We start from the raw sequence: 26,615 nt of genomic DNA, 5'->3' as shown, positions 1-26,615 counted from the left end.
GAATGACGGATGTGTTAAGTCTGCGTGAAGATTGTGCGTCGCCGCTCCATCACGGTCTTCACCACCAGGGTCAGCAGGGCCATGCAGGCCAGCAGCGCCGCCGCGGTGAAGGCCGCGACGGTCTTGTAGTCGTCGTTGAGATGCTCGATCAGCAGCGGCAGCGTCAGGGTCTTGCCGCGGATGGCGCCCGCCACCACCGACACCGCGCCGAACTCGCCGACGGCGCGCGCGTTGGTGATGACCGCGCCGTACAGCAGGCCCCACTTGATGTTCGGCAGCGTGACGCGGCGGAAGATCTGCCAGCCGCCGGCGCCCAGGGTCAACGCGGCGAGTTCCTCTTCCTGGCCCTGCGCCTGCATCAGCGGGATCAGGATGCGGGCCACGAATGGCGAGGTCACGAACACCGTCACCATCAGGATGCCGGGCCAGGCGAACATCAGCTGCACGCCGTGGCCGCTGAGCCAGCGGCCGAAGATGCCTTCCAGCCCGTACACCACCAGGTAGCACAGCCCGGCCACCACCGGCGAGGTGGCGTAGGGAATGTCGACCAGCGCCACCAGCAGGCGGCGGCCGCGGAAATCGTAGCGCGTCACGCACCAGGCCAGCAGTACGCCGAACACCAGGTTGACCGGCACGCTGACCACCGCCGCCAGCAGCGTCAGGGCGATGGCCGCGCGCATGTCGCTGGCGCCCAGGTTGGCCAGCAGCGCGTCCAGGCCGCCGGCGATCACGCGGGTGAAGATGAGGGCCAGCGGCAGGGCCAGCAACAGCAGGGCGGCGAGCAGGCCGGCGCCGATCAGCAGGCGGCGCGGCCAGGGATTGGAAGCATGCATGGTTCAGATCCCCGGCACGCGTTGCCACGGCAGCAGCCGGCCCTGCAGCGCCTGCAGCAGGAACAGCAGCAGCAGCGACGCGGCCAGCACCACGGTGGCGATGGCCGCGGCGGCCGGATAGTTGTACTCGGCCAGGCGGCTGAAGATCATCAACGACGTCACCTCGGTCTTGTAGGGAATGTTGCCGGCGATCATGACCACCGCGCCGAACTCGCCCAGGCTGCGGATGAACGCCTGCGAGCCGCCGGTGAACAGGGCCGGCACCAGCGCCGGCAGCAGGATGCGCCATGCGGTCTGCCCGGGGCTGGCGCCGAGGGTGCGGGCCGCTTCCTCGTATTCGCTGCCGATGTCGGCCAGCACCGGCTGCACCGATCGCACCACGAACGGCAGGCTGGTGAAGATCATCGCGATGACCAGCCCGGGAAAGGCATAGGAAATCTTGATGCCGAGCGGCGCGAACCACTGGCCGACCCAGCCGCCCGGCGCCAGCAGCACCGACAGCGTCAACCCGGCCACGGCCGTCGGCAGCGCGAACGGCAGGTCCACCGCGGCGTCCAGCAGCGCGCGTCCCGGGAAGCGGTAGCGCACCAGGATCCAGGCCAGCAGCAGCCCGATCACCAGCACCACGGCGGTCGAATAGGCCGCCGCCAGCAGCGTCACGCGGTAGCTGGCGAGCACGCGCGGATCGGTCACCGCCTGCCAGTACTGGCCCCAGCTCATCTGGCTGCTGTAGAGCGGCAGCGCCGACAGCGGCAACAGGATCACCAGGGTAATGAACAGGCTGCTCAGGCCGAAGCTCAGGCCGAAGCCCGGCAAGATGGGATGCTGGCGGAAAAACGTAGGCATGCGGACCGGGACGGAAATGCGCCGGCAGCCCATGCGGGCAGCCGGCGCGTCAAGCGGATGGTGGGCAGGCGAATGATCGGGAAACGGCCTCAGCGGCCCGCGCCCAGCAGTTGGTCGAGCACGCCGTTGGCGGCGAAATGGGTCTTGGTGATCTGGTCCCACGAACCCAGCACTTCCTGCGGATTGATCAGGCGGATCGCCGGAAAGCGGCTGGCAGCGGCCTTGACCGCCTCCGGATCGTGCACCCGGTAGTTGAAGTCGGTCAGCAGCTTCTGGATGGCGGGCGAGTACTGGAACTGCAGATAGGCCTCGGCGACCTTGCGCGTGCCTTTCTCGTCGGCCACCTTGTCCACCACCGCGACGGGGAACTCCGCCAGCACGCTGACCGGCGGCACCACTACCTCGAAGCCCTGCGCCTTGAATTCATCGCCCTTGGCGATGTTGTTGACCTCGGATTCGAAGGTCAGCAGCGCGTCGCCCTGGTTGTTCTGCGCGAACGCCACGGTCGCGCCGCGCCCGCCGGTGGGGAAACTCTCGACGTTCTTGAGCAGCTTGCCGACGAAGGCGCGGGTCTGGGCGTCATCGCCCTTGAACTTCTCGTTGGCGTAGAGCCAGGCGCCCAGGTACGAATAGCGCGCGTTGCCCGAGGTCTTGGGATTCGGGAACACCAGCTTGACGTCGTCGCGCACCAGATCGTCCCAGGTCTTGATGTTCTTGGGATTGCCCTTGCGCACCAGGAAGGCGATGGTGCTGTAGTAGGGCGAGCTGTTGTTGGCGAACTTCTTCTGCCAGTCGGCGGCCAGCAGCTTGTTCTGCGCCAGGATGTCGACGTCGGGCACCTGGTTGAAGGTCACCACGTCGGCCTTCAGGCCCTGGATGATCGACTGCGCCTGGCGCGAGGTGCCGGCGAACGACTGCTCGATGCTGACATCCTGCCCGGTTTTGGCCTTCCAGTCGGCCTGGAATTTCGGATTGATGGCGGCGAACAGTTCGCGCGCGATGTCATAGGACGTATTGAGCAGGGCCTGGGGCGCTTGCTGGGCTTGGGCGGCGCTGGCGGGCAGGGCCGTCAGCGTCAGGGCCGAGGCGAGCAGTCGTTTGAGCAAAGGGCTTCTCCGGATGAAGGACGCAACGCGGGAAACCCGCGGCCGGGGCGGAAGGCCCCGAGACCGCATGATGCGGACGCCGGCCGGCGTTTGGAAATATTCAATTACCTTTAACTCATAGCCGGACGTTGTATCCCTCCTGCCGCGGCCGTCGCGGCCGCGGCCTTGCCTATCTCGCAGCCGCGTCAGGCGCGCTGCGAATCCAGCGCTTCCTGGGTGCGCTCGACGTCGCGGGCCTTGGCGTAGCTTTCGTTCAGCAGGCGGTACGACGGGAAGATGTCGCCATAAATGTCGGCCCATTGCGCCGCGTCGTCGCGGTGCCAGGTGCGCTGCAGTTCTGAGGCCACCGCCGCCGTGTCCATCGGCACCACGCCGGCCTGCACCACGCGCGCCAGCGTGATTTCCTGCGCCATCTTGGAATAGGTGCCCGACGCGTCGATCACGGCGAACACCTGGTAGCCGTCGGCCACCGCGGCAATGCTGGGAAACGCCATGCAGACGCTGGTGATGGTGCCGGCGATGATCAATTGCTTGCGGCCGGTGGCCTTCACGGCCGCGACGAAATCGGGATTGTCCCAGGCGTTGATCTCGCCGCGGCGGGCGATATAGCGGGCGTGCGGGGCGTGTTCGTGGATTTCGGGGATCAGCGGGCCGTTGGGGCCTTGCGGCACCGACGCGGTGGTGATCACCGGCATCTTGCTCAGCGTGGCCATCCGGGCCAGCGCCGAGGCGTGCGCGCGCACCGTGGTGAAGGGCATGTCGCCGATGGTCTGGAACAGGCCGCTCTGGTGGTCGATCAACAGCATCGCGGCCTGGTCGGGCTGGATGGCGGGACGGGCGCCGTTGAAGTTCGCGGGTTGGCTCATGGCAGGGCTCCAAGGGGTGAATGATCGGAGCACTGACGATAATTTAAGGACGGTGATGGCGGTAGTTAGCGTTATTTGCCATCAGTGTTCCAAATTCAGGACGCCACTATCGATTCCCGGCGCGGAAATCGGCGTCACGGGAACGCCATCAGCGCGTCGCTCTCGCCGGGGTCGGGATCGATCAGCTCGACCCGTTCCGGCGCCATCTCCTTGACCAGCCGGATCAGCATGCGGGCGAACTCCCGCGCCTGCTCGGACGGCGCGAACGCGCTGGGCAACAGGAAGCCATAGGGCATGGTGAGCCGCGGCTCGAAGTCGCGCAGCACGATGCCGGGCACGTTGGCCGCCAGGATCGGGTCGGCCAGCGCGATGCCCATGCCCAGCGCCGCCAGCTGGCAGGCAGATTGCCCGGACGAGGTCTCCATCACCAGCCGCAGCGGCAGCCGGCGCTTGGCCATCAGGTCGTCGATGTGCTGGCGCAGCAGGGTGAACGGACGCAGCGCGATGAAGGGCTCGTCCTGGATGTCTTCGGCGCTGACCACCGATTTGGCGGCGAGCCGGTGGCCCTCGGGCATGGCGATCACCAGCCGCACCTGGGCGAAGGTGCGCGAGATGATGCCGGGAAAGTCGATCGGCAGCGCCGCCACGCCCAGGTCGAACTGCTGGCCGGACATCCACAGGCCGACGTCGACCCGCGAACGCACTTCCAGCGACACCCGCGTGTGCGGATGGCTGCGCGCGAATTCGGCGATGGCGCGCGGCGTGACGCTGTAGGCGAAGTAGGGCTGGGTCAGGATGCGCAGCCACGCGTCCTGCTTGTTGCGGATCGAGTCGGCGATGCGCGAGACCTCTTCGAAGCCGGCCAGGATATGGCGCGTGCCTTCGTAGAAGCGCAGGCATTCCTGCGTCGGGATCAGGCCGCGCCCCTGGCGCAGGAACAGCGGAAAGCCGACTTCGTCTTCCAGCGCCGAGATCAGCCGGCTGATCTGCGGCTGGGTGCGATGGATGCGGTGCGCGGCCTCGGTCACGCTGCCGGTCTCGAGCACGGCGCGCAGCGCCTGCAGGCGGTTCAGCCGCATAGGGACAAACCCCGATGGGGGGCACAGGGGACTGGCGCGCGGTGGCTGCCGCGCCAGAGGGAAAAGCGCCTTGGTCGCGCCGACACATTACAAAAGCGCATGAATCGATACTCCAAACGAAATTGACGCATGAATTCACGCAATCTTAGGATCATCCCACCTTCAATGAAAGAGGCGCGGCGTGAATATCCTCGACAAACCGGTTTCCGTGGGCGGACCCGCGGCACTTTTTCCCGATGACCGCAATGGCATCGAACAGCTCGACTGGAGCAACATCGGCGACGCGTTCCCGATCAAGCAACGGCGGGCCTACCTGAACAACGCCTCGATCGGGGCGCTGAGCCTGCCGGTGGTGGCGGCGGTGAACCGCTTCATGGAGGACGTGCGCGACAACGGCCGCAACGCCTATCCCGAGTGGTGCCGCTACGCCGAGGAAACCATCAAGGCCCGCATCGGCCGCCTGATCGGCGCCCACCGCGACGAGATCGCCTACGTCAAGAACACCACCGAAGGGCTGGTGAACGTGGCCAACGGCTTTCCCTGGCGCGACGGCGACAACCTGATCCTGCCCGACATCGAATACCCGTCCAACGTGTACTGCTGGATGAAGCTGGCCGCGCGCGGCGTGACCATTCGCTGGGTCAAGAACCGCAATGGCCGCATCCTGGTCGATGACATCCGCAAGCTGATGGACGACCGCACCCGCCTGGTGTCGCTGAGCGCGGTGCAGTTCTCCAACGGCTTTCGCCAGGACCTGGAGGCGACCGCCAACCTGTGCAACGAACGCGGCGTCTACCTGAACCTGGACGCGATCCAGTGGGCCGGCTCGCTCGAGCTGGACGTCGAAAAGCTGGGCGTCCATTTCCTGTCGGTGGGCGGCCACAAGTGGATGCTGGCGCCGATCGGCACCGGCTATTTCTATTGCCGCAAGAGCGTGCTGGGCCTGCTGGATCCGCCCAGCGTGGGCTATCACAGCGTCGACAGCACCGAGGACCACATGCACTACCTGCTGGAGTACCGGGCCAACGCCGGGCGCTTCGAGGAAGCCCTGGCCAACTTCACCGGCATCTGGGGCCTGGACGCCGCCGTGCGCATCCAGCTGGCGCTGACGCCGGCCCGGATCGAGGCGCACATCCTGGAGCTGACCGACTACGCCAGCGCCGCGCTGCAACGCAAGGGCTACCAGATCGTCAGCTCGCGCACGCCGGGCGAGGCCTCGGGCAACCTGTCGTTCAAGCACCCGGGCCAGGACGCGCAGGAACTGGCGCAGCGCCTGCGCGACGCGGGCGTGGACCTGGCGGTGCGCGGCGGCAACCTGCGCATTTCGCCCAGCTATTACAACGATTCCAGTGAAATCGACCGCCTGGTCGAGGCGCTGCCGTCCTGACGGCGCGCCCGGCGGCGGATAATCCAGAGCACAAGGGGTACAACATGACGTTCAAGCAGACATGGCGCCGGATGGCGCAACTGGTGGGCGCATGCGCGCTGGCGGCAGCCGCCGCGGGCGCGCAGGCGGCCGATACGCCCAAGCCGGGCGGCACGCTGCGTTATGGCACGGTGTCGGAAATCGTGTCGCTCGATCCGCACGTCTACGGCGGCAGCGCCTGGAAAGTGCTGATCGAGGCGCTCTACAGCCCGCTGGCGGGCTACGACAAGAGCGGCGCCATCGTGCCGCGCCTGGCGCAAAGCTGGGATCAGCCCGACGCCCGCACCATCGTGTTCCACCTGCGGCCCGACGTGGCCTTCCAGGACGGCACGCCGGTGACCGCCGACGACGTCAAGTTCTCGCTCGACCGCATCCTGGACCCGGCCACCGGCGCCACGCTGCGCTCGAACCTGCTGGGCGCCACCGTCACCGTGGTCGACCCGGCCACCGTCAAGGTGGAAAAGCCGTCGCCCGACGCCACCATGCTGAGCGTGCTGGCCTTGCCCGAAGCGGCCATCGTGTCGCGCAAGTGGGTCGAGAGCGGCGCCAACCTGAAGCTGTCGGCCAACGGCACCGGCCCGTTCCAGTTGAAGAGCTACGAACCCGCCGTGCGCGCCAGCCTGGTGCGCAATCCGCGCTACTTCGTGGCAGGGCAGCCGTACCTGGACGGCGTCGATTTCCGCATGATCAAGAGCGACGACGCGCGCGTCAACGCGCTGCGCAGCCAGTCGCTGGACATGATCGACTTCGTGCCGTGGAAGGACATCGACGTGCTGCGCCGCAATGCCGGCACCAAGATCGACACCGCCGGCGGCGCCTTCATGAGCGTCTGGTTCAACACCAGCAAGAAGCCGTTCGACGACGCCCGCGTGCGCCGCGCGGTGTCCTACGCCATCGACCGCGAGGCCGTGTCCAAGGCCGCCTTCTTCGGCTATGGCAAGCCGATCTATGGCGCGCCGACGCCCGAGGATTCGCCGTATTACGACAAGTCGCTGGACGGCACCTACAAGCGCGACACCGCCAAGGCCCGGGCGCTGCTGGCCGAGGCCGGCTACGGCAATGGCGTGGACGCCTCGATGGTGGTGTTCCAGGGCCTGGGCATCTACACCACGATGGCGCAGGTGGTTCAGGCCAACCTCAAGGAAGTCGGCATCAACCTGAAGCTGGAGCCGGTCGAATGGGCCACGCTGGTCGAGCGCAAGAACCGCGGCGACTATGACTCGATGATCTACGGCGTGTCGGTCAAGCTGCCCGACCCGGACGCCTACGCCTATTACCTGGGCGGCGACTCCAGCTACTGGGCCAAGCCGATCGGCTACCGCGATCCCGAGCTGGAGAAGCTGCTGGCCGAGGGCCGCGCGTTGACCGATCCCAAGGCGCGCCAGCCGATCTACCAGCAGGCCGAGAAGCGCATCCTGGAGACTAGCCCGTGGGTGTTCGTGAGCTGGCGCGAGCAGGCCCAGGGCTACCTGCGCAAGGTGCACGGCTATACGCAGCTGGGCGGCGCGCTGAGCGAAAGCAGCCCGGGCATCTCGCTGCCCACCATGTGGATCAACTGAGGCCGGCATGCTGCCTTTCCTGTTCAGACGCCTGGCGTCGGCCATCGTCACCCTGGCGCTGGCGACGGGCGTGGTCTTCATCGCCATCCACCTGCTGCCGGGCGACCCGGTCGCCATCATGCTGGGCGACCAGGCCGGCAGCGACCCGGTGGCCGTGGCGCGGGTGCGGGCCCAGCTCGGCCTGGACCTGCCGCTGGGCACGCAGTTCACGCACTGGGCCGGGGCGCTGGCGCACGGCGACCTGGGCGTGTCGCTGCGCACCGGCGAGCCGGTGGCCGACGAGCTGGCGCGGCGCATTCCGCGCAGCCTGGAACTGATCGGCGCCGGCCTGCTGGTGGCCGTGCTGCTGGGGGTGCCGCTGGGCGTGGTGGCGGCGCGTTCGCGCGGCCGGCTGGCGGGCGCCGCGGCCTCGGTGGTGGCGGTGGCCGGGTTCTCGGCGCCGGTGTTCGTGCTGGGCATCCTGCTGGTGCTGCTGTTCAGCCTGGCGCTGGGCTGGCTGCCGTCGTCCGGCTTTGTGGCGTTCTCGGACGATCCCGTGCAGCACGTCCTGGCGCTGATCCTGCCGTCGCTGACCATCGGCCTGAACTTCATGGGCGTGGTGGCGCGCATGACCCGCGCCAGCCTGTCCGACGTCATGGGCCGCGACTACGTCAAGCTGGCCCGCGCCAAGGGCCTGCCGCGCGGCAAGGCGATCCTGCGGCACGCGCTGCCCAACGCGCTGGTGCCGGTCATCGCCATCGTCGGCGTGCGCGCCGGCAACCTGCTGGGCGGCACCGTCATCATCGAGGCCCTGTTCGATTGGCCGGGCTTGAGCTCGCTGCTGGTGAGCGCCGCCTTCTCGCGCGACTATCCGGTGATCCAGGGCTCGCTGCTGGCCATCTTCGCCTTGTTCATCCTGATCAGCCTGGTCATCGACCTGGCGCAGGGTTTCGTCGACCCCCGCATTCGCAGGCCATCCGCATGATTGCATTCCTTCGAGCTTCCAAGGCCGGCGTGCCGGTGCTGCTGGCGCTGGGCTTCCTGACGGTGATGGTGCTGGCCGCCGCCCTCGGGCCGGCGCTGGGGCTGGCCGATCCCTATCGCATCGACGCCGCCAATCTGCTGTCGTCGCCATCGTGGCAACACTGGCTGGGCACCGATGAACTGGGCCGCGACCTGCTGGCGCGGGCGGTGTATGGCGCCCGCGTGTCGCTGTCGGTGGCCGCGGCCGCCGTGATCCTGGCCGGCGTGCTGGGCGTGGCGGTGGGCGTCGGCGTGGCCTTCCTGGGCCGGCGCGCCGAGTCCGCCGCCATCCGCGTGGTGGACGTGTTCGTGTCGCTGCCCGAGATCTTCGTGGCGCTGGTGGTGCTGGCCTTCATCGGCGGCAACCTGCCGACGCTGGTCGGGACCATCGGCATCCTCTATGCGCCGCAGTTCGCCCGCGTCGCCTGGGGCGTGGCGCGCGGCATCCGGGCGCGCGAGCACGTGCTGGCCGCCAGTTCGCTGGGCGCGGGCAGCGGCTGGATCATCTGGCACGAGGTGCTGCCCAACATGCGCTCGATCATCGCGGTGCAGGCCTCGTTCACGTTTTCCTTCGCGATGCTGCTGGAAGCGGGCCTGAGCTTCCTGGGCCTGGGCGTGCGTCCGCCGGTGCCGTCGTGGGGGCAGATGGTGGGCTCGCTCAAGGACTACCTGTTCACCAATCCGTGGCCGGTGCTGGTGCCGGCGCTGGCGCTGTTCTTCACGGTGCTGGCCGTCAACGTGCTGGGCGACTGGCTGCAGGACGCGCTCAATCCGGAGTTGCAACGATGAGCCCCGAGACGGAAGTGCTGCTGTCGGTCAGGAACCTGACCGTCGATTTCGATACGCCCCAGGGGCCGTTCGCCGCCGTCAAGGGCGTGGACCTGACCCTGCGGCGCGGCGAAGTGGTGTGCCTGGTGGGAGAGTCCGGCTCGGGCAAGTCGGTCACCGGCTTTTCCCTGATGGGGCTGGTGGACGCGCCCGGACGCGTCGCGGCCGACGAGCTGCGCTTCGACGGCCGCGACCTGCTGCGCGCCAGCGAGCGCGAACGCGACGCGCTGCGCGGCAAGGACATCGCCATGGTGTTCCAGGAGCCGATGACCGCGCTCAACCCCGGCCGCAGCGTCGGCAGCCAGATCGCCGAAGTCATGCGCATCCATGGCGATATCAGCCGCCAGGCCGCGTGGGAACGGGCGGTGGCGCTGCTGGAGCGGGTCGGCATCCGCGAACCGGCGCAGCGCGCCAAGTCCTATCCGCACGAACTGTCCGGCGGCATGCGCCAGCGGGTCATGATCGCCATCGCCTGCGCCTTGTCGCCCCGGCTGATCATCGCCGACGAGCCGACCACCGCCCTGGACGTGACGGTGCAGGCCCAGGTGCTGGAACTGCTGTTCTCGATCCAGGCCGAGACCGGCGCCGCCGTGCTGTTCATCACGCACGACCTGGGCGTGGTGGCCGAGATCGCCGACCGCGTGGTGGTGATGCGCGCGGGCGAAGTGGTGGAGGAGGGCGACGTGGCGCAGATCTTCGGCCGGCCCGCCCATCCCTACACCCAGGCACTGCTGGCCGCCGTGCCGGACGTCGACGCGCCGCGCGACCGCGGCCGCCGCCTGACGCCGCGTGCGCGGGCCGCCGCACAAGGAACCCCGTCATGAGCGAATTCATTCTGCGCGCCGAAGGCGTCACCAAGGACTATGTCGCCGCCCGCGGCCTGCTGGGCCAGCCGACGCGGCTGGTGCAGGCGGTCAAGGGCGTCAGCCTGGCGGTGGCGCCGGGCACCACGCTGGCGCTGGTGGGCGAATCGGGTTCCGGCAAGAGCACGCTGGGCCGCTGCATCGCCGGGCTGCTGCGCCCGACCTCCGGCCGCATCGAGCTGGCCGGCCACGACGTGCGCCATCTGGCGGGCGGCCGGCTGATGGCGTTCCGGCGCCAGGTGCAGACGATTTTCCAGGATCCGTATTCCAGCCTGAATCCGCGCCGCCGGGTCGGCGACGCCATCATGGACGGCATGGTGATCCACAAGCTCTATTCGCCCGATGAACGCCGCGACCGCATGCAGGCGCTGCTGGCGCGGGTGGGGCTGCGGCCCGAGCACGCGCAGCGCTTCCCGCACCAGTTCTCGGGCGGCCAGCGCCAGCGCATCGCCATCGCCCGCGCCCTGGCGCTGGAGCCGCGCTTCATCATCGCCGACGAGGCGGTGTCGGCGCTGGACGTCTCGGTCAAGGCGCAGGTGCTGGACCTGCTGGCCGACCTGCAGGCCGAGCAAGGGCTGACCTATCTGTTCATCTCGCACGACCTGGGCGTGGTGCGGCACTTCGCCGACCGGGTGGCCATCATGGCCGCAGGCGAGCTGGTGGAAGAGGGCGACTGCGACCGCATCTTCGAGGCGCCCGCGCAGGACTACACGCGCAGGCTGATCGCCGCCGTGCCACGGCCCGATCCGTCGCGCCGCCGCCTGCGCCAGGCGGCCTGATCCGGCGCGCGGGTTTGATCCGCATCAAGCCCGCGCCACAGTCACGGCCAATGACGCCTTTCCAAGCGTCCTACAAGGCTGCGCGCGTCTTTCTGGCCGGATACCGCGTGCTACCATCGGCGCCTTCGAGGGGATGCGAATGCAGACGGGCGCCAATACCGGGAGACGATGGACCGCGTTAGCCGCGGTGTTCCTGTTCGTTTTCCAGGCGTTGATGGCCTCCGCCGCGCTGCCCGGTCCCGGCGCCACGCCGGGCGCCACCACCATCATATGCACGGCCAGCGGCCCGCGCGTGGTCACGCTGGACACCGAGGGTGGCGTCACGCAGGACGCGCGGCAACACAGCGGCGCCTTGCCGCATTGCTGCTTCGCCGGTTGCGCCATGCTCGGTGCCGCCGCGATGCCCGGTCCGCTGCCGCTGGCCTGGCGCCTGCCCCTGGTCCGGCAGGCGCTGCCGGCCCCCACCGTCGACATCCATTTCTCCAGCGCGCAGGCGCGATTGCCACGGCAGTCGCGCGCGCCGCCCATCCTGGCCTGAACCCCCGCCTGTTCCCGTTGTTGCTGGCGCGCCTTGTCCGCGGCCCGCGTTGCCGCGCGCGCGTCCAGCCCGTTCAGATCCAGAGACTCACATGCACAAGAACAAGGACATCCTGCGGGCGACCAGCCTGGCCTGCGCCCTGGCCGCGTCGTTTCCCGCCTGGCCACAGGCCGCCGACGCCATCACCACCACCGATCCGGTGGTGATCACCGGCGTCGCCCCGAGCGCGCCACTGACCGTCACGACCGATCCGAAGATCCCGCGCCAGCCCCTGCCGGCCAGCGACGGCACCGACTACCTCAAGACCATTCCCGGCTTCTCGGCGATCCGCAACGGCGGCACCAACGGCGACCCGGTGCTGCGCGGCATGTTCGGCTCGCGCCTGAACATCCTGACCAACGGCACCTCGATGCCCGGCGCCTGCCCGGCGCGCATGGACGCGCCCAGCTCGTACATCTCGCCCGAGAACTTCGACAAGCTCACCGTCATCAAGGGGCCGCAGACCGTGCTGTGGGGTCCGGGCGCGTCGGCCGGCACCATCAGGTTCGACCGCGACACGCCGCGCTTCAGCGAGCCCGGCGTGCGCTTTGACGGCAGCCTGGTGGGCGGATCAAACGGCCGCAACGACCAGGCCGCCGACCTGACCGTCGGCAACGACAAGGTCTACACCCGCATCACCGCCAACCATTCGCACGCCCAGGACTACAAGGACGGCGACGGCAACAAGGTGCCGTCGCGCTGGGACAAGTGGAACGCCGACCTGGCGCTGGGTTTCACGCCCGACGCCGACACGCTGTATGAGCTGACCGCCGGCACCGGCGACGGCAACGCGCGCTACGCCGGGCGCGGCATGGACGGCTCGCAGTTCAAGCGCGAAAGCTTCGGCCTGCGCTTCGAGAAGCGCAACCTGGGCGGCGTGCTGGACAAGCTGGAGGCGCAGCTCTACTACAACTACGCCGATCACGTGATGGACAACTACACGCTGCGCCAGCCGGATCCGCACGGCATGATGCCGATGGCGATGGCCTCGGACGTGGACCGCGCCACCTGGGGCGGCCGCATCGCCGGCACCTGGAACCTGGCGCCGGACCTGAGCCTGGTGACCGGCCTGGACTTCCAGGAAAGCCGCCACCGCTCGCGCAGTGGCAACGCCAAGGTGTCGTACCGCGATAACAGCTGGGTCAAGGACGCCAGCTTCGCCAACACCGGCGTCTTCGGCGAACTGACCTGGCATGCCGCCGACGACAGCCGCGTCATCGGCGGTGCGCGCGTCGACTGGGCCTCGGCCAGGGACTTCCGCCGCAGCAGTGGCTCGAAGATGATGCCCATGCCCAACCCCACGGCCGGCGAACGCCGCACCGACACGCTGCCCAGCGGCTTCCTGCGCTACGAGCGCGACCTGGCCGCGGTGCCGGCCACCGTCTACATCGGCCTGGGCCACGCGGAACGCTTCCCCGACTACTGGGAGCTGTTCTCGCCGTCCAAGGGGCCGGACGGCTCGGTCAACGCGTTCCGCGGCGTCAAGCCGGAAAAGACCACGCAGCTGGATTTCGGCGCGCAGTACAAGACCGACACGCTGGATGCGTGGCTGTCCGGCTACGCCGGCTACGTCGACGACTTCATCCTGTTCGACTATGCCAAGGGCGGCATGGGGGGCATGGGCGGTTCGGCGCAGGCCCGCAACATCGACGCCCGCATCGCCGGCGGCGAACTGGGCCTGTCATACCGGGTGGCGCCGCGCTGGAAACTGGGCGCGACGCTGGCCTACGCCTGGGGCCAGAACCGCAGCGACGGCCGCGCCTTGCCGCAGATGCCGCCGCTGGAAGCCAAGCTCAGCGCCGCCTACGACGACGGCACTTGGTCGGCCGGCGCGCTGTGGCGGGTGGTGGCCGCGCAACGCCGCTATGCCCTGAACGAGGGCAACGTGGTGGGCAAGGACTTCGGCCCCAGCGCCGGGTTTGGCGTGTTCTCGCTGAACGGCGGCTACGCGGTCAGCAAGCAGGTCAAGCTGTCGCTGGGCGTGGACAACCTGTTCAACAAGACCTACGCCGAGCACCTGAACCTGGCGGGCGACGCCGGCTTCGGCTTTGCCGCCAATACGGCCTTCAACGAACCCGGGCGCACCTTCTGGGCGCGCCTGAGCTTCAAGTACTGAGCGCCGTCCGGATCCGCTTGAGATCCCGTTCCAGCTCGATGCGCATCGCTTTCAGCAACGCCCGCGCGTTCTCCGAAAGCGGTGTGCCGGGCCGGAACACCAGCAGGCAGGCAAAGCCGATATCCAGTTCCAGCGGCTTGATGGTCAGCCCGCGCGCCAGGTAGTCCAGCGCCATGACCGGATGCACCAGGCCGATGCCGACGCCGTGCAGCGCGAACTCGCAGACGGAATTGGAGTAGGGCGTCTCCAGCACCGGCCGCAGCGCCAGGCCCTGGTCGTGCAGCGCCGTCTCCAGGCGCCGGCGGCTGGCGTCCTCGGGGTTGAGCGCGATGAAGGGATGCTCGGTCAGGTCGCGCAGCGTGATGCGCGGCCGCGCCGCCAGCGGATGGCGGCTGTGCATGGCGATCACGCCCGGCAGCCGCAGGAATTCGGAATGCTCCAGGCCCGCCACCGATAGCTCGTCGGCCATCAGGCCGAAATCGAGCTGGCCGGCCGTGACCTGCTGCAGCACTTCGCGTGAACTCATGATCTGGAACGACATCTGGATGCGGCGGTCCTGCAGGCCGAACGCGGCGATCGCGCGCGGCATGAAACCGGTGCCCAGCGCCGGCAGCGACCCCACCGCCAGGCGTCCGACGCCGAACGATTTCAGGCTGCGGATGCGGTGCTCGATCAGCTCGAAGCCGGCGAAGCAGCGATCCACTTCCTCCATCAGCGCGCCGGCCTCCTGGGTCGGCACCAGCCGGCCGCGCACGCGCTCGAACAGGCGCAGTTCCGACGAGGTTTCCAGCTTGCGGATGGCCTGGCTCACCGCCGGCTGCGAAATGCCCAGCAGGGTGGCGGCCTTGCTGGTGGTGCCGGCCTGCATCACGGCCCGGAAGACCTGGATCTCGCGCATGTCCATCTATAAGTCCCGCTTATTGACTAAGTTTTTTCGATTGTTGAGGCAATGGGAAGAAAGGCAGACACTGGCGCTGTTCCCGATCACTCCTAAGCTCAGCAAATAGATTAGATGAAAGCTATCAATCAGACTAATAGAGATTTCGCCAGCCTGTCGCCCGCGGTGCAGCGCGCCTCGACCGTGGTGTTCGACTCGCTCGACGCCTTCGTCAACCGCAAGCACCGCCAGCCCGACGGCTTCAGCTATGGCGTCACCGGCACGCCCACCGCGCGCCTGCTGGAAGACCGCATCGCCGCGCTGGAAGGCGGCCGCCACTGCGTCATCACGCCGTCCGGCGCGGCGGCGCTGATGACGGTGGTGATGGGCTTCGTGCGCGGCGGCGACCACCTGCTGCTGTCGGCGGCCTGCTATGGCGCGCTCAAAACCTTCGGCGAGAAGTGGCTGGCGCACATGGGCGTGGACGTGGAGCTGTACGACCCGTCGATCGGCGCCGGCATCGAGGCGCTGATCCGCCCGGCCACCCGCATGATCTGCATCGAGGCGCCCGGCACCGTCACCATGGAAATGGCCGACGTGCCCGCCATCGCCGCCGCCGCGCGGCGCCACGGCGTGCTGACCATGATGGACAACACCTGGGCCAGCCCGCTGGGCTTCCAGCCGCTGGCGCATGGCGTCGACTTCAGCGTCGAAGCCGCCACCAAGTTCTTCGGCGGCCATTCCGACGTGCTGATGGGCAGCATCAGCATGAATGACGACGGCCACTACGCCGTGCTGCGCGAGACCCAGAGCATCCTGGGCCAGCAGGTCAGCCCGGACGACTGCTTCCTGGTGCTGCGCGGGCTGGAGACGCTGGCGCTGCGGCTGCGCGCGCAGAGCGACGCGACCCTGCGCGTGGCCGAGTGGCTGCAGGCCCAGCCGCAGGTCGAGCGCCTGCTGTATCCGCCGCTGCCGTCCGACCCGGGCCATGCCCTGTGGCAGCGCGACTTCCGCACCAACGGCTGCCTGTTCTCGATGGTGCTGGCGCCGGCGCCCGAGGCGGCCTTCAACGGTTTCTTCGACTCGTTGCGCCATTTCGCCATCGGCGCCAGCTGGGGCGGGGTGCACAGCCTGGCCGCCTATTACCCGGCGGGGTTGCAGGCCGGCCGCGCCTTCCCGGCGACCGATCGGCCCATCGTGCGCCTGTCGATCGGCCTGGAAGACGTGGACACGCTCAAGGATGACCTGCGCGGCGCATTGGCGGCGTACCAGGCGCGGCGCTGAGCGCCAGGCCGGATGTGGCGGGCGGCGCACGCGCCCGCCATGGCGGCCATCCCGGATGCCGGCTAGCGCCGGCGCCGTTCAACACCGGCCGGCCGCGCATGGCCGACCGGCACGAAGCGCCCCGAGGCGCTCACCACATAGCAAGGGGAATTGCCATGTTCAGCTTCAAGCAGACTTACCGTTGTCTCGCCCTGGCCATCGCGGCCTGCGCCCCGGCCGCGCTTCCGCTCCCGGCGCAGGCCCAGGCCGCGGCCCAATCCACGCCACCCGCGCCCGCGGCCGGCGCCTCGCCGGTGGCGGCCGCCGTCACCCAGACCAACAGCCCCACGGTGGACCAGATCCGCGCCCGCGGCTATGTCATCTGCGGTTCCGGCCACGGCACCACCGGCTTTTCGGCGCCCGACAAGGACGGCAACTGGAAGGGGCTGGACGTCGACACCTGCCGCGCCATCGCCATCGCGGTGCTGGGCGACGCCAGCAAGGCGCGCTTCGTGCCGCTGACCGGCCAGCAGCGCCTGACCGCCTTGCAGACCGGCCAGATCGACGTGCTGCCGCGCACTACCTCGTGGACCCTGCGGCGCGACGCCAACGGCATCAACTTCACCTATCCGAACTACTACGAGTACGACGCCTTCATGGTGCGCAAGGACCTGGGCATCACCCAGACCAAGGACATGAACGGCGCCACCATCTGCGTGCAGACCGGCTCCACCAACGAGGTCACGGTGGCCGACCTGTCGCGCAAGTTCAAGCTGGGCCTGAAGACGGTGCTGTTCGACAACGTCGCGGCCTCGCGCCAGGCGTTCTTCTCGGGCCGCTGCGACGGCCTGATCACCGACGCCTCGGCGCTGGCGGCGGTGCGCGCGACCCAGGCGCAGAACCCGGACGACTACGTGATCTTCCCGGCCAGCGGCCACAGCGAAGCGCTGACGCCGTCGGTGCGCCACGGCGACGACCGCTGGTTCGACATCGTCAAATGGGTCATCCAGGTGCCGATCGCGGCCGAGGACATGGGCATCACCCAGGCCAACGTCGACGACATGCTCAAGTCCAACGACCCGCGCATCGCCCGCTTCCTGGGCACGGAGCCGGGCAACGGCAAGGCGCTGGGGCTGAATGAGCGCTGGGCTTACAACATCGTCAAGCAGCTGGGCAACTACGGCGAGATCTTCGAGCGCAACGTCGGCAAGAACAGCCCGATGAAGCTCGAGCGCGGCATGAACCGCCTGTATCGCGACGGCGGCCTGATGTACCCATACGTCTTCAACTGACCGACGCGCGAGTCTCATCATGTTCAAGCGACTCTGGTTCGACGGCCGGGCCCGGGCCGTCCTGGCGCAGCTGCTGATCGCCTGCGCCTTCGTCGGCACGGTGGGCTGGCTGGCCTGGAACGCCCACGCCAACCTGACCCAGCGCGGCATCGCCATGGGCTTCGACTACCTTGGCGAGGCGGCCCGTTTTCCCATCGCCGAAAGCCTGCTGGCGTACCAGCCCACCGACAGCTACGGCCGCGCCTTCCTGGTGGGGCTGGTCAACACGCTGTACATCTCGGCGCTGGTGATCGTGGCCTCGACGCTGCTGGGCTTCGCCTTGGCGCTGGCGCGCCGCAGCCGCCATCCGCTGGTGACGGGCGTGGCCACGGTCTACCTGGAAGCCGTCCGCAACACGCCGCTGGTGGTGCAACTGCTGTTCTGGTACAGCCTGGTGACGATCAACCTGCCGCCGGCGCGGCAGGCGTTGCAGCCGCTGCCCGGCGTGTTCCTGTCGGTGCGCGGACTGTTCTTTCCCAGCCTGTCGCTGCAGGGCGATACCCAGCCGCTGTGGTGGGCGCTGGGCGCGGCGGCGCTGCTGCTGTGGGGCGCGTGGCGTCTGGCGCGCCGCGCCGTCGCTCCGCGCATGCCGTGGCGCGGCCTGGGCCTGCTCGCGGCGGTGGCGCTGGTGGCGGCCGCGGCGGGGTGGGGCGGCGCCTCGCTGCACGCCGACGTGCCGGCGCTGCGCGGCCTGAATTTCGCCGGCGGTAGCGCCTTCACGCCGGAGTTCACCGCCTTGCTGGTGGGGCTGACGATCTATTCGGCGGCGTTCTCCGGCGAGATCATCCGCGGCGGCATCGACGCGGTGCCCGCCGGCCAGTGGGAAGCCGCGCATTCGCTGGGCCTGAAACCCGGCGCCGCGCTGCGCTGGATCGTGGTGCCGCAGGCGCTGCGCGTGATCATCCCGCCGATGACCAGCCAGTACCTGTCCATCATCAAGAACACCACGCTGGCGCTGGCGGTGGGCTACCCGGACCTGTCCTTCGTCATCACCACCACCATCAACCAGACCGGCCAGGCCATCGAGGGCGTGGCGGTGCTGATGGCGGTGTACCTGAGCATCAGCCTGAGCGTGTCGCTGTTCATGAATCTGTACAACCGCCGCATCCTGAGGACGCAACGCGCATGAGCCTGTCCCATCCTTCCTCCCTGCCGCCGCAGGCCCTGCGGCCGCCGCGCGAGCGCCGCGACAGCGTCTGGCACCGCCTGTTCGGCAGCGCCGTCAGCGCGGTCGCCACCGTGGCCACGCTGGCGCTGGTCCTGGCCGCGGCCGGCAAGCTGCTGAACTGGGCGGTGCTGGACGCCGTCTGGCCGGGCGCCACGGGCGACGTCTGCCGCCAGGCCAGCGGCGCCTGCTGGGCCTTCCTGGGCGAAAAGATGCGCCAGATCCTGTTCGGCATCTATCCCCCGGGCGAGCAATGGCGGCCCACCGTGGTCTGCCTGTTCATCCTGGCGATGACGGTGTTTTCGCTCAGCCCGCGCCAATGGCGCGCGCGCACGGCGGTCCTCTGGATCGCCGGCCTGGCGGCCGGGCTGATGCTGATGCAGGGCGGCGTGTTCGGCCTGGCGCGGGTGCCGACCTCGTCGTGGGGCGGCCTGCCCATCACGCTGCTGCTGGCGGTGTGTGCGCTGGGCGCCGGCCTGCCGCTGGGCGTATTGCTGGCGCTGGGGCGCCGCGGCAGCCTGCCGACGGCGCGCTTCATCAGCATCGGCGTGATCGAGCTGATCCGGGGCCTGCCGCTGGTCAGCCTGCTGTTCATGGCGTCGATCGTGCTGCCCATCATGCTGCCGGCCGGCATGACCATCGACAGCCTGCTGCGCGCCGGCATCGCGCTGACGGTGTTCTCGGCCGCCTACCTGGCCGAGGTGATCCGCGGCGGCCTGCAGGCGATCCCGCCCGGGCAGGCCGAGGCCTCGCGCGCGCTGGGCCTGTCGTGGTGGCAGATGACACGGCTGGTGGTGCTGCCGCAAGCGCTGCGCAAGGTGATCGCGCCGCTCACCAACACCGCCATCGTGATGATCAAGAACACCAGCCTGGTGCTGATCGTGGGCCTGTTCGACCTGCTCAGTTCGGGGCGCGCGGCGCTGACGGATCCGGCCTGGCCCACGCCCTACGTCGAGACCTATCTCTTCATCGCATCGATCTATTTCTGCATCTGCTTCGGCCTGTCGCGCTATTCGATGTGGCTGGAGCACCGCTACAAAAAAGGGGAACTCCGATGACCACGCCTTCCGCCGCCACGCCACCCGCCATCGCCATTGCCGGCATGCACAAGTGGTACGGCGAATTCCATGTGCTGCAGGACATCAACCTGCAGGTCCGGGCGGGCGAACGCCTGGTGATCTGCGGGCCGTCCGGCTCCGGCAAGTCCACCATGATCCGCTGCATCAACCGGCTCGAACGCCACCAGCAGGGCTCCATCGTGGTCAACGGCGTCGAGCTGAGCGACGACCTGCGCGCCGTGGACGGCGTGCGCACCGATGCCGGCATGGTGTTCCAGCACTTCAACCTGTTTCCGCACCTGACGGTGCTGGAGAACTGCATCCTGGCGCCGGTCCAGGTGCGGCGCATGCCGCGCGCGCAGGCGGTGGAGTTGGCCATGCGCTACCTGGAGCGGGTGCGCATACCCGACCAGGCCGGCAAGTATCCGGGCCAGTTGTCGGGCGGCCAGCAGCAGCGCGTGGCCATTGCCCGTTCGCTCTGCATGCAGCCGCGCATCATGCTGTTCGACGAGCCGACCTCGGCGCTGGATCCGGAGATGGTCAAGGAAGTGCTGGACACCATGACCTCGCTGGCCGAGGACGGCATGACCATGCTGTGCGTGACCCACGAGATGGGCTTTGCCCGCAACGTCGCCGACCGAGTGGTGTTCATGGATGGCGGCCGCATCATCGAGATGGGCGAGCCCGGCGCGTTCTTCGACAACCCCAGGCATGAACGCACCCGTGCATTCCTGGAGCGCATCCTGCATTGAGGGCAGGGGCGTGGTCCGACGAGGTTTGTCTATGCAAATGGAAACCATTATCATGCATGCCTCTATCGATTGCGCGCCATGTCATTGCGTTCGTCCCGCCCATCCGGCTTCCTGGCCTATTACGAAGAACTGCTCGCGGTCTGGACCCGGAAGCTGGGCTGCCGCGACGCCGCGCGCGATCTGACCCACGACGCGCTGGTCAAGTGCCTGGAAACGGACCCGGCGCAGGTGGCGCAGCCGCGCGCCTACCTGCACCAGGCCGCGCGCAACGCGGCCGTTGACCAGTTCCGCCGCGACGGCGGGCAGGAATGGGTGCCGCTTGATACCATTGCCGACCACGCCAGCCCCCTGGGCGACCCGATGGCCCAGGCGCGCACCGGGCAGTTGGGCCAGGCGCTGGAAGCGGCGCTGGCGGAACTGCCGCTCAAGTGCCGCCAGGTGTTCGTCTGGCAGCGGCTGGAAGGCCTGACGCAGGCCGAGATCGCCGAGCGCATGGGATTGAGCAAGAACATGGTCGAGAAATACATGATCCGTACCGCCCTGCATCTGCGGGAACGGCTGGGGGCCTATGCGCCCAACTGACGCCGCATCGCCCGGACACGCCGGCCACGCCGCCGGCGCCGATGCCATCCGCGCCGACGCGGCGCGGTGGTTCGCGCGCGCCCATTCCGGCGAGTGGGACGCCGCGCAGGAACAGGCGCGCGCCGACTGGCTGGCCGCCGATCCGCGCCACGCCTACGAGTACCGCATGCTGGAATCGATCTGGCAGGCCGCGGACAGCGTCGCGCCCGAACGCCTGCGCGCCCTGGCCGAGCCGCCGCGCCGGACGACCCATGCGGGGCGGCGAGCGGCGCTGGCCTTGAGCCTGGGCGCCGCGATCATCGCCGTGGGCGGCTGGGCGCTGTGGCCGCGCGGCGCGGGCTGGACGGAATACCAGACGCAGGTCGGCGAACTGCGCAGCGTGGCGCTGCCCGATGGGTCCCGCGCCGAATTGAACAGCAACAGCCGCATCCGCGTGCGCTTCGACGATGCCGAGCGGCGCGTGGCGCTGGTTGAAGGCGAGGCGTTGTTCTCGGTCGAAAAGAACGCCGCGCGCCCGTTCGTGGTGGATGCCGGGCTGGGCACCGCGGTGGTGACCGGCACGCGCTTCGACGTGCGCCGCGACGCGGAGCAGGTGCGGGTGCTGGTGGAGTCCGGCTCGGTCAAGGTGGCCGGCGCACGCGACGCCGCGGCCGTGCCGGTCGAGGCCGGGCAGGGCGTGCGCATCGGCGCCGCCGGGCAGGCCGACCGGGTCGAGCCCGTCGACGTGGCCGCGACGCTGGCCTGGCGCGGCGGCCAGATCCGCTTCAGCAATACCGACCTGGCCAGCGCGGCGCGGGAAGTGTCGCGCTACCGCCCGCATCCGGTGGTGCTGGCGCCGGGCATCGAGCATCTCACCGTGACCAGCGTGTTCCAGACCCGCGACACCGACGCCTTCCTCACGGCCTTGCCGCACATCCTGCCGGTGCGGGTGCGCCAGCTGCCCGACGGCCGCAGCGAAATCGCGCCGCGCTGACGCGGTTACAAAATAGTTGGCCCGGACATTCAGGTTTTTTCGCCGTATTGCGTCTTCTTCTTGATTCCGTGGGGCATGGGGCCTACCGAGAACGGATCAGGAGCAGAAGCTGTGGTTCACAAGAAAATGGGACAAGGCGCGCCGGTGGGTGCGCGCCTGACGATGGCCGCGATGGCGGCATTGCTGGCGTTCGGACCGGGGATGGCCAGCGCGCAGGCAACGGCGCCCGTCGCCATCGACATGCCGGCGCAGTCGCTCGACCAGGCGCTCAAGCGGCTGGCCGAAGCGCACGGGCTACAGATCTTCTATGCGCCCCAGACCGTGGCGGGCATGCAGGCGCCGGCGCTGTCCGGCTCGATGACGCCGCAGCAGGCGCTGGCGGCGCTGCTGCAGGGCAAGCCGCTGCGGTTGCGGCAGGAGGGCACGGCCACCATCATCGAACCCGAGGCCGCCAGTGCGGCCACCGTGCTGGCGCCGATCGAGGTCAGCGCCTCGCGCACGGCCAGCAACCTGGTGAGCCCGGTGCAGCAGACCATCGTGCTGGAGCGCGACGCCTTGCAGGAACTGCGCACCGGCTCGGACAGCCTGGCCACCGTGCTGGCCAAGACCGTGCCGGGCATGGCCGATTCCAGCCGCACCATGACCGACTACGGCCAGACCCTGCGCGGACGCGGCGTGCTGGTGCTGGTGGACGGCATTCCGCTGAACACCAACCGTGATTCGTCGCGCAACCTCGCCAACGTCGATCCGGCCACCATCGAGCGCGTCGAGGTGCTGCGCGGCAGCAGCTCGATCTACGGCGCCGGGGCCACCGGCGGCATCGTCTCGATCACCACGCGGCCGGCCGGCGGCGAACCGGTGGCCGAGACCACCGTGACCGCCGTCAGTCCCCTGAGCCGGCTGAGCGGCGACGGCCTGGGCGGACAGCTGCAGCAGCATTTCGCCGGCAGCCAGGGCATGCTGGACTACGCGCTGGACCTGGGCGCGCGCCACAACGGCGCCTCGTACGACGCGCGCGGCCGCCGCATCGCGCCCGAGCCCAGCCAGGGCGACCTGTTCGATTCGAACATCTACAGCCTGGGCGGCAAGCTCGGGCTGCGGCTGGACGACAAGCAGCGCCTGCAGCTGTCGGCCAGCTACTACAACGCCGACCAGAACTCCGACTACACCTCCGATCCCTCGGTCGGCCGGCTGCCGCCCGGCACGGCGCGCGCGCTGCCGCTGAGCGGCCTGGACCTGGCGGACCAGAACCAGATCCGCAACACGCTGGTGAACCTGGAATACCAGCACCTGGACCTGCTGGGCAGCAAGGTCACGGCGCAGATGTACTACCGCGACTACTACACGCGCTTCACGCCGTTCGACGCGCGCGCCGTGGTCACGCGCGGCGGCAACGTCGATCAGGTCATGCAGAACAGCAAGGTGTTCGGCAGCCGTCTCACCATCGACACGCCGCTGGGCGAGCAATCGAAGCTGCTGTGGGGCATGGACTTCAACCAGGAACGCAGCGACATGCCGATCGACGTGTTCGACGCGGCGGCCTACGACGCCAGCGGCGGCCGGGTGTTCCGCAAGACCGGCCGCCTGACCTACATGCCCGAGCTGACCTCGCGTAGCACCGGCATCTTCGGCCAGCTGGAACACCGCTTCAACGAGCAATGGTCGGTGCAGGGCGGGGCGCGCTACGAGTACGCCACGGCGCGCTTCGGCGACTTCGTGCCGCTGTCGCAGTCGCGGGTGGCGTCGCCGGCCTCGGTGCAGGGCGGTTCGGTCAGCTACGACGCCTTCCTGTTCAACGCCGGCCTGACCTATGCGCCGATCCGCGGCCAGGAGCTGTACGCCAACTTCAGCCAGGGCTTCCAGCTGCCGGACATCGGCGTGCAGATGCGCAACGCGCGGCCGGGCTTCGATATCGGCTCGTCGGACCTGCAGCCAGTCAAGACCAACAACTACGAGCTGGGCTGGCGCGGCGGGGTGGGCAATACGACCGCGTCGCTGGCGCTGTTCTACACCACCTCCAAGCTGGGCGACGTGCAGAGCTTCAACAACGGCCTGATCCTGACCCGCACCGAAGAGCGCATCCACGGCATCGAGGCGACGGTGGACTACCTGACCGACGACGAGAAGTGGGGCACGGGCGGCACGTTCACCTGGATGAAGGGACGCGAACGGCCCGACAACGGCCAATGGCGCGACATGACCGGCTACCGCATCCCGCCGCTCAAGCTCACCGCGTACCTGCAGTACCGCCCGAACGAGCGCTGGAACAACCGCATCCAGGCCAACTACTTCGGCGGCAAGGACTACCGGCTGGACGGCGTCGAGGGCTTCGGCCGCCGCGACGTGGGCAGCTACTTCACGGTGGACCTGATGAGCCGCTACCAGGTCACGCCGAAGGACACGGTGATCGTCGGGGTCGAGAACCTGTTCAACCGCGACTATTACCCGCTCTACAGCCAGCTGATGCGCACCAGCACCAATACCAGCCGCCTGCCGGCCCCGGGCACGGTGCTGACCCTGACGTACCAGCATCGCTGGTAGGCGTCGACGGCCCTGGCGCGGCGCTCAGCGCCAGGGCTGCCAGTCCACCCCGAGGTGCTCGCACAGCCAGGCGCAAAAACCCGCGGCCAGCGCGTTGCGGCTATCGCGGTGCACCAGCCAGCGCCAGGTCGGGCCGCGCACGGTCTGTGGCGTCATCGGCGCGAGCAGTCCTTCCGCGCAGGCGCGCTGCGCCAGCAGCGCCGCCACCAGGCCGATGCCCAGCCCCTGGCTCGCGGCGTCCAGCAGTTGCCCCGGATCCGAGAAGTTCAGGCCGCTGTCACGCTGGCCCACATCGGCGCCGCCCTGCATGCGCCAATAGCTCCAGTCCATTTCGCGTTCGCCATGCAGCGTGGTGCGTTGCGCCGGATCGGCCGCCAGCAGGCGCGGATGGCAGGCGGCGAACAGCCGGTCCTCGCACAGCACGCGGAAATCGCAATCGGCCTGCGGGCCGATATCGTCGCGCAGGGCGATATCGATGGTCTGCGTGGCCATGTCCGGCGCCGGGTCGCTGGTGTAGAGCCACAGGTCGACCTCGGGATGGCGGGCGTGGAACGTGTGCAGGCGCGGCACCAGCCAATGGCGCGCGAACGCCGGGCTGGTGTTCACGATCAGCTGGTTCGGTTTGCGGTACTGGTCCAGGCGGCGGATGCCCGTCGCCAGTTGCAGCAGCATCGCCTGGGTGGTGCCGAGCAGGTCGGCGCCGGCGTCGGTCAGCGTCACGCTGCGTCCCTGGCGCAGGAACAGCGGTTGTTCCAGGTAGGTTTCCAGGCTGCGGATCTGCTGGCTGATGGCCGACTGGGTCAGGTGCAGTTCGTCGGCGGCCTTGTGGAAACTGCCCAGGCGGGCGGCGGCCTCGAAGCCGCGCAACACGTTCAGCGGGGGCCATTGTTTGAGCATATTGATAAGCAAATCTAATCAGATGTCCGCTAAATATATCGCTTGTTGGCGGTGCGCGGCGCGCTCTACGATGCATTCATGGGTCGCAGGCCCGATTCTTCCCTTGTTTTCACGCTGATTGGATTTGCTTATGTTTACCCGCCGCCATTTCGTCAAACAGCTATCCGGGCTCGCCGCGGGCCGGGCGCTTGCCGCCGCCGGCTTCGGGCTGGCCGCGAGCCCAGCGCGGGCCGCTTCCGGCGAGCCGTGGCGCATGCCCGACGAAGCCGACCGGCAGGCCCGGGCCTTCATCGCCTTTGGCGCACAACCGGCGATCTGGAAAGACTTCACGCCCGATGTGCAGGCCGCGCAGGGACGTATCGCGCGTGCCATCGCGCGCTACCAGCCGGTCACCGTGTTCTGCCGCGAGGCCGAGACGGCGCTGGCCCGGCGCCACTGCGGCGACGCCAACACCACCTATCTGGCCGCCGACCTCGACGACATCTGGATGCGCGACATCGGCGCCAACTTCCTGGTGAACGGGCAGGGCGGCCTGACCGCGATGGATTTCAATTTCAACGGCTGGGGCGACAAGCAGCGACACCAGGCCGACGCCTTGCTGGCCGAGCGGGTGGCCAGGGTGACGGGCGCGCGCCACGTGCGCAGCGAACTGGTGGGCGAGGGCGGCGGCATCGAGGTGGACGGCCGCGGCACCGGCATCATGACCGAAAGCTGCTGGGTCAACCGCAACCGCAATCCGGGCTGGAGCCGCGCCGAGGTCGAGGAGGAGTTGAAGTTCTGCCTGGGGCTGCGCAAGATCATCTGGCTGCCGGGCATCAAGGGCAAGGACATCACCGACGCCCACGTCGACTTCTACGCCCGCTTCGCGCGGCCTGGCGTGGTGGTGGCCAACCTGGAGGAAGATCCGGACTCGCACGACTACGACGTGACGCGCGCGCACCTGGATATCCTCCAGTCCGCCACCGACGCCGACGGCAACCCGCTGCAACTGCACACGCTGTCGCCGCCGCGCCGCCCCAGGGCCAGCGTCTACCAGGAAGACAACGACGATTTCGCCGCCGGCTACATCAACTACTTCGTCATCAACGGCGCCGTGATCGCGCCCGAGTTCGGCGATGCCCGCGCCGACGGCAAGGCGCGGGACCTGCTGCGCGCGCTGTATCCCGGCCGCGACGTGGTGCAGCTGGACATCGACGCGATCGCCGCGGGCGGCGGCGGGATCCACTGCGTGACGCATCAGTTGCCGGCCTAGGCGCGTGTTCTAATACGCGTTTTACGAGCCCTTGAACCCTGACA

At 68.9% G+C, this 26,615-nt stretch carries 24 protein-coding genes; 17 read left to right on the top strand and 7 right to left on the bottom strand.

Annotated elements, in window-relative coordinates; translation table 11 throughout:
* Positions 1–14: 14 nt before the first annotated feature.
* From cysW to AC1HFW_RS08545, 5 genes are all read right to left on the bottom strand, one after another.
* Positions 15–833, bottom strand: coding sequence for a sulfate ABC transporter permease subunit CysW (gene cysW / locus AC1HFW_RS08565; protein ID WP_479282731.1), 819 nt, complete (start codon positions 831–833; stop codon positions 15–17).
* Between the two features lie 3 nt (positions 834–836).
* Positions 837–1,679, bottom strand: a complete 843-nt coding sequence (gene cysT / locus AC1HFW_RS08560) for a sulfate ABC transporter permease subunit CysT (protein WP_035361542.1) — start codon at positions 1,677–1,679, stop codon at positions 837–839.
* A gap of 89 nt (positions 1,680–1,768) precedes the next feature.
* On the bottom strand, positions 1,769–2,785 hold the full coding sequence (gene cysP, locus AC1HFW_RS08555) for a thiosulfate ABC transporter substrate-binding protein CysP (protein WP_479282729.1): 1,017 nt from the start codon (positions 2,783–2,785) through the stop codon (positions 1,769–1,771).
* A gap of 185 nt (positions 2,786–2,970) precedes the next feature.
* Positions 2,971–3,651, bottom strand: coding sequence for a hydrolase (locus tag AC1HFW_RS08550; protein WP_006395080.1), 681 nt, complete (start codon positions 3,649–3,651; stop codon positions 2,971–2,973).
* A gap of 134 nt (positions 3,652–3,785) precedes the next feature.
* Complete coding sequence (locus tag AC1HFW_RS08545) at positions 3,786–4,730, bottom strand: LysR family transcriptional regulator (protein ID WP_006395079.1); 945 nt, start codon at positions 4,728–4,730, stop codon at positions 3,786–3,788.
* A gap of 181 nt (positions 4,731–4,911) precedes the next feature.
* Between AC1HFW_RS08545 and AC1HFW_RS08540 the strand changes: the two genes are divergently transcribed.
* From AC1HFW_RS08540 to AC1HFW_RS08505, 8 genes are all read left to right on the top strand, one after another.
* Complete coding sequence (locus tag AC1HFW_RS08540; protein ID WP_479282728.1) at positions 4,912–6,117, top strand: aminotransferase class V-fold PLP-dependent enzyme; 1,206 nt, start codon at positions 4,912–4,914, stop codon at positions 6,115–6,117.
* A 44-nt stretch (positions 6,118–6,161) separates the two neighbouring features.
* Positions 6,162–7,715 (top strand): ABC transporter substrate-binding protein, encoded by a 1,554-nt coding sequence (locus AC1HFW_RS08535; protein WP_006395077.1) that lies wholly within the window; start codon positions 6,162–6,164, stop codon positions 7,713–7,715.
* A 7-nt stretch (positions 7,716–7,722) separates the two neighbouring features.
* Positions 7,723–8,679, top strand: coding sequence for an ABC transporter permease (locus tag AC1HFW_RS08530; RefSeq protein WP_061071200.1), 957 nt, complete (start codon positions 7,723–7,725; stop codon positions 8,677–8,679).
* Positions 8,676–9,506 (top strand): ABC transporter permease, encoded by an 831-nt coding sequence (locus AC1HFW_RS08525; protein ID WP_035360405.1) that lies wholly within the window; start codon positions 8,676–8,678, stop codon positions 9,504–9,506. Before AC1HFW_RS08530 ends, AC1HFW_RS08525 begins: the two co-directional genes overlap by 4 nt.
* Positions 9,503–10,369: an ABC transporter ATP-binding protein gene (locus AC1HFW_RS08520; protein WP_479282725.1), complete on the top strand. Its 867-nt coding sequence runs from the start codon at positions 9,503–9,505 to the stop codon at positions 10,367–10,369. The genes AC1HFW_RS08525 and AC1HFW_RS08520 overlap by 4 nt, the downstream gene beginning before the upstream one ends.
* Positions 10,366–11,187, top strand: a complete 822-nt coding sequence (locus AC1HFW_RS08515) for an ABC transporter ATP-binding protein (RefSeq protein WP_479282724.1) — start codon at positions 10,366–10,368, stop codon at positions 11,185–11,187. Before AC1HFW_RS08520 ends, AC1HFW_RS08515 begins: the two co-directional genes overlap by 4 nt.
* Positions 11,188–11,326: 139 nt before the next feature.
* Positions 11,327–11,725 (top strand): DUF2946 family protein, encoded by a 399-nt coding sequence (locus AC1HFW_RS08510; RefSeq protein ID WP_479282722.1) that lies wholly within the window; start codon positions 11,327–11,329, stop codon positions 11,723–11,725.
* Positions 11,726–11,816: 91 nt separating this feature from the next.
* Positions 11,817–13,880, top strand: a complete 2,064-nt coding sequence (locus tag AC1HFW_RS08505) for a TonB-dependent copper receptor (RefSeq protein WP_479282721.1) — start codon at positions 11,817–11,819, stop codon at positions 13,878–13,880.
* On the opposite strand, the gene AC1HFW_RS08500 is transcribed toward AC1HFW_RS08505, so the two are convergent.
* Positions 13,870–14,784, bottom strand: a complete 915-nt coding sequence (locus AC1HFW_RS08500) for a LysR substrate-binding domain-containing protein (RefSeq protein WP_006395069.1) — start codon at positions 14,782–14,784, stop codon at positions 13,870–13,872. The genes AC1HFW_RS08505 and AC1HFW_RS08500 overlap by 11 nt on opposite strands.
* A 108-nt stretch (positions 14,785–14,892) precedes the next feature.
* On the opposite strand from AC1HFW_RS08500, the gene metC reads away from it, so the two are divergent.
* From metC to AC1HFW_RS08460, 8 genes are all read left to right on the top strand, one after another.
* Positions 14,893–16,041 carry a cystathionine beta-lyase gene (gene metC / locus AC1HFW_RS08495; RefSeq protein ID WP_479282719.1) on the top strand — a complete coding sequence of 383 codons (1,149 nt, stop codon included), beginning with the start codon at positions 14,893–14,895 and terminating at the stop codon, positions 16,039–16,041.
* A 155-nt stretch (positions 16,042–16,196) separates the two neighbouring features.
* The gene (locus AC1HFW_RS08490) at positions 16,197–17,312 is read left to right on the top strand and encodes an amino acid ABC transporter substrate-binding protein (protein ID WP_479282718.1); all 1,116 of its coding nucleotides are present in this window, start codon (positions 16,197–16,199) and stop codon (positions 17,310–17,312) included.
* 19 nt (positions 17,313–17,331) lie between these two features.
* Positions 17,332–18,480: an amino acid ABC transporter permease gene (locus AC1HFW_RS08485; RefSeq protein ID WP_479282717.1), complete on the top strand. Its 1,149-nt coding sequence runs from the start codon at positions 17,332–17,334 to the stop codon at positions 18,478–18,480.
* Positions 18,477–19,574: an amino acid ABC transporter permease gene (locus AC1HFW_RS08480; protein WP_479282715.1), complete on the top strand. Its 1,098-nt coding sequence runs from the start codon at positions 18,477–18,479 to the stop codon at positions 19,572–19,574. The genes AC1HFW_RS08485 and AC1HFW_RS08480 overlap by 4 nt, the downstream gene beginning before the upstream one ends.
* Positions 19,571–20,326, top strand: a complete 756-nt coding sequence (locus tag AC1HFW_RS08475) for an amino acid ABC transporter ATP-binding protein (RefSeq protein ID WP_006395064.1) — start codon at positions 19,571–19,573, stop codon at positions 20,324–20,326. Before AC1HFW_RS08480 ends, AC1HFW_RS08475 begins: the two co-directional genes overlap by 4 nt.
* 78 nt (positions 20,327–20,404) lie before the next feature.
* Positions 20,405–20,908 (top strand): sigma-70 family RNA polymerase sigma factor, encoded by a 504-nt coding sequence (locus AC1HFW_RS08470; RefSeq protein WP_061074326.1) that lies wholly within the window; start codon positions 20,405–20,407, stop codon positions 20,906–20,908.
* Positions 20,895–21,881, top strand: coding sequence for a FecR family protein (locus AC1HFW_RS08465; protein ID WP_479282712.1), 987 nt, complete (start codon positions 20,895–20,897; stop codon positions 21,879–21,881). The genes AC1HFW_RS08470 and AC1HFW_RS08465 overlap by 14 nt, the downstream gene beginning before the upstream one ends.
* Positions 21,882–22,043: 162 nt before the next feature.
* Positions 22,044–24,422 (top strand): TonB-dependent receptor, encoded by a 2,379-nt coding sequence (locus AC1HFW_RS08460; protein ID WP_479286478.1) that lies wholly within the window; start codon positions 22,044–22,046, stop codon positions 24,420–24,422.
* A 24-nt stretch (positions 24,423–24,446) separates the two neighbouring features.
* Here AC1HFW_RS08460 and AC1HFW_RS08455 read toward each other — a convergent pair whose 3' ends face one another.
* A complete protein-coding gene (locus AC1HFW_RS08455; RefSeq protein ID WP_116520901.1) occupies positions 24,447–25,319 on the bottom strand; it encodes a LysR substrate-binding domain-containing protein in 873 nt (290 codons plus the stop codon).
* 130 nt (positions 25,320–25,449) lie between these two features.
* Here AC1HFW_RS08455 and AC1HFW_RS08450 point away from each other — a divergent pair, with 130 nt between their 5' ends.
* The gene (locus AC1HFW_RS08450; protein WP_479282710.1) at positions 25,450–26,571 is read left to right on the top strand and encodes an agmatine deiminase family protein; all 1,122 of its coding nucleotides are present in this window, start codon (positions 25,450–25,452) and stop codon (positions 26,569–26,571) included.
* Positions 26,572–26,615: the final 44 nt, after the last annotated feature.

The organism is Achromobacter sp. ISS7 (genome assembly GCF_056523125.1).
Note: the sequence above shows the minus strand (reverse complement) of the source record. Positions and strands in the feature narration are given on the sequence as shown.

Excerpts from the sequence above, each read along its gene's own strand:
- cysW (WP_479282731.1), bottom strand. The coding sequence starts at position 833 with ATGCATGCTTCCAATCCCTGGCCGCGCCGCCTGCTGATCGGCGCCGGC.
- cysT (WP_035361542.1), bottom strand. The coding sequence starts at position 1,679 with ATGCCTACGTTTTTCCGCCAGCATCCCATCTTGCCGGGCTTCGGCCTG.
- AC1HFW_RS08550 (WP_006395080.1), bottom strand. The coding sequence starts at position 3,651 with ATGAGCCAACCCGCGAACTTCAACGGCGCCCGTCCCGCCATCCAGCCC.
- AC1HFW_RS08545 (WP_006395079.1), bottom strand. The coding sequence starts at position 4,730 with ATGCGGCTGAACCGCCTGCAGGCGCTGCGCGCCGTGCTCGAGACCGGC.
- AC1HFW_RS08535 (WP_006395077.1), top strand. The coding sequence starts at position 6,162 with ATGACGTTCAAGCAGACATGGCGCCGGATGGCGCAACTGGTGGGCGCA.
- AC1HFW_RS08530 (WP_061071200.1), top strand. The coding sequence starts at position 7,723 with ATGCTGCCTTTCCTGTTCAGACGCCTGGCGTCGGCCATCGTCACCCTG.
- AC1HFW_RS08525 (WP_035360405.1), top strand. The coding sequence starts at position 8,676 with ATGATTGCATTCCTTCGAGCTTCCAAGGCCGGCGTGCCGGTGCTGCTG.
- AC1HFW_RS08520 (WP_479282725.1), top strand. The coding sequence starts at position 9,503 with ATGAGCCCCGAGACGGAAGTGCTGCTGTCGGTCAGGAACCTGACCGTC.
- AC1HFW_RS08515 (WP_479282724.1), top strand. The coding sequence starts at position 10,366 with ATGAGCGAATTCATTCTGCGCGCCGAAGGCGTCACCAAGGACTATGTC.
- AC1HFW_RS08510 (WP_479282722.1), top strand. The coding sequence starts at position 11,327 with ATGCAGACGGGCGCCAATACCGGGAGACGATGGACCGCGTTAGCCGCG.
- AC1HFW_RS08505 (WP_479282721.1), top strand. The coding sequence starts at position 11,817 with ATGCACAAGAACAAGGACATCCTGCGGGCGACCAGCCTGGCCTGCGCC.
- AC1HFW_RS08500 (WP_006395069.1), bottom strand. The coding sequence starts at position 14,784 with ATGGACATGCGCGAGATCCAGGTCTTCCGGGCCGTGATGCAGGCCGGC.
- metC (WP_479282719.1), top strand. The coding sequence starts at position 14,893 with ATGAAAGCTATCAATCAGACTAATAGAGATTTCGCCAGCCTGTCGCCC.
- AC1HFW_RS08490 (WP_479282718.1), top strand. The coding sequence starts at position 16,197 with ATGTTCAGCTTCAAGCAGACTTACCGTTGTCTCGCCCTGGCCATCGCG.
- AC1HFW_RS08485 (WP_479282717.1), top strand. The coding sequence starts at position 17,332 with ATGTTCAAGCGACTCTGGTTCGACGGCCGGGCCCGGGCCGTCCTGGCG.
- AC1HFW_RS08480 (WP_479282715.1), top strand. The coding sequence starts at position 18,477 with ATGAGCCTGTCCCATCCTTCCTCCCTGCCGCCGCAGGCCCTGCGGCCG.
- AC1HFW_RS08475 (WP_006395064.1), top strand. The coding sequence starts at position 19,571 with ATGACCACGCCTTCCGCCGCCACGCCACCCGCCATCGCCATTGCCGGC.
- AC1HFW_RS08470 (WP_061074326.1), top strand. The coding sequence starts at position 20,405 with ATGTCATTGCGTTCGTCCCGCCCATCCGGCTTCCTGGCCTATTACGAA.
- AC1HFW_RS08465 (WP_479282712.1), top strand. The coding sequence starts at position 20,895 with ATGCGCCCAACTGACGCCGCATCGCCCGGACACGCCGGCCACGCCGCC.
- AC1HFW_RS08460 (WP_479286478.1), top strand. The coding sequence starts at position 22,044 with ATGGCCGCGATGGCGGCATTGCTGGCGTTCGGACCGGGGATGGCCAGC.
- AC1HFW_RS08455 (WP_116520901.1), bottom strand. The coding sequence starts at position 25,319 with ATGCTCAAACAATGGCCCCCGCTGAACGTGTTGCGCGGCTTCGAGGCC.
- AC1HFW_RS08450 (WP_479282710.1), top strand. The coding sequence starts at position 25,450 with ATGTTTACCCGCCGCCATTTCGTCAAACAGCTATCCGGGCTCGCCGCG.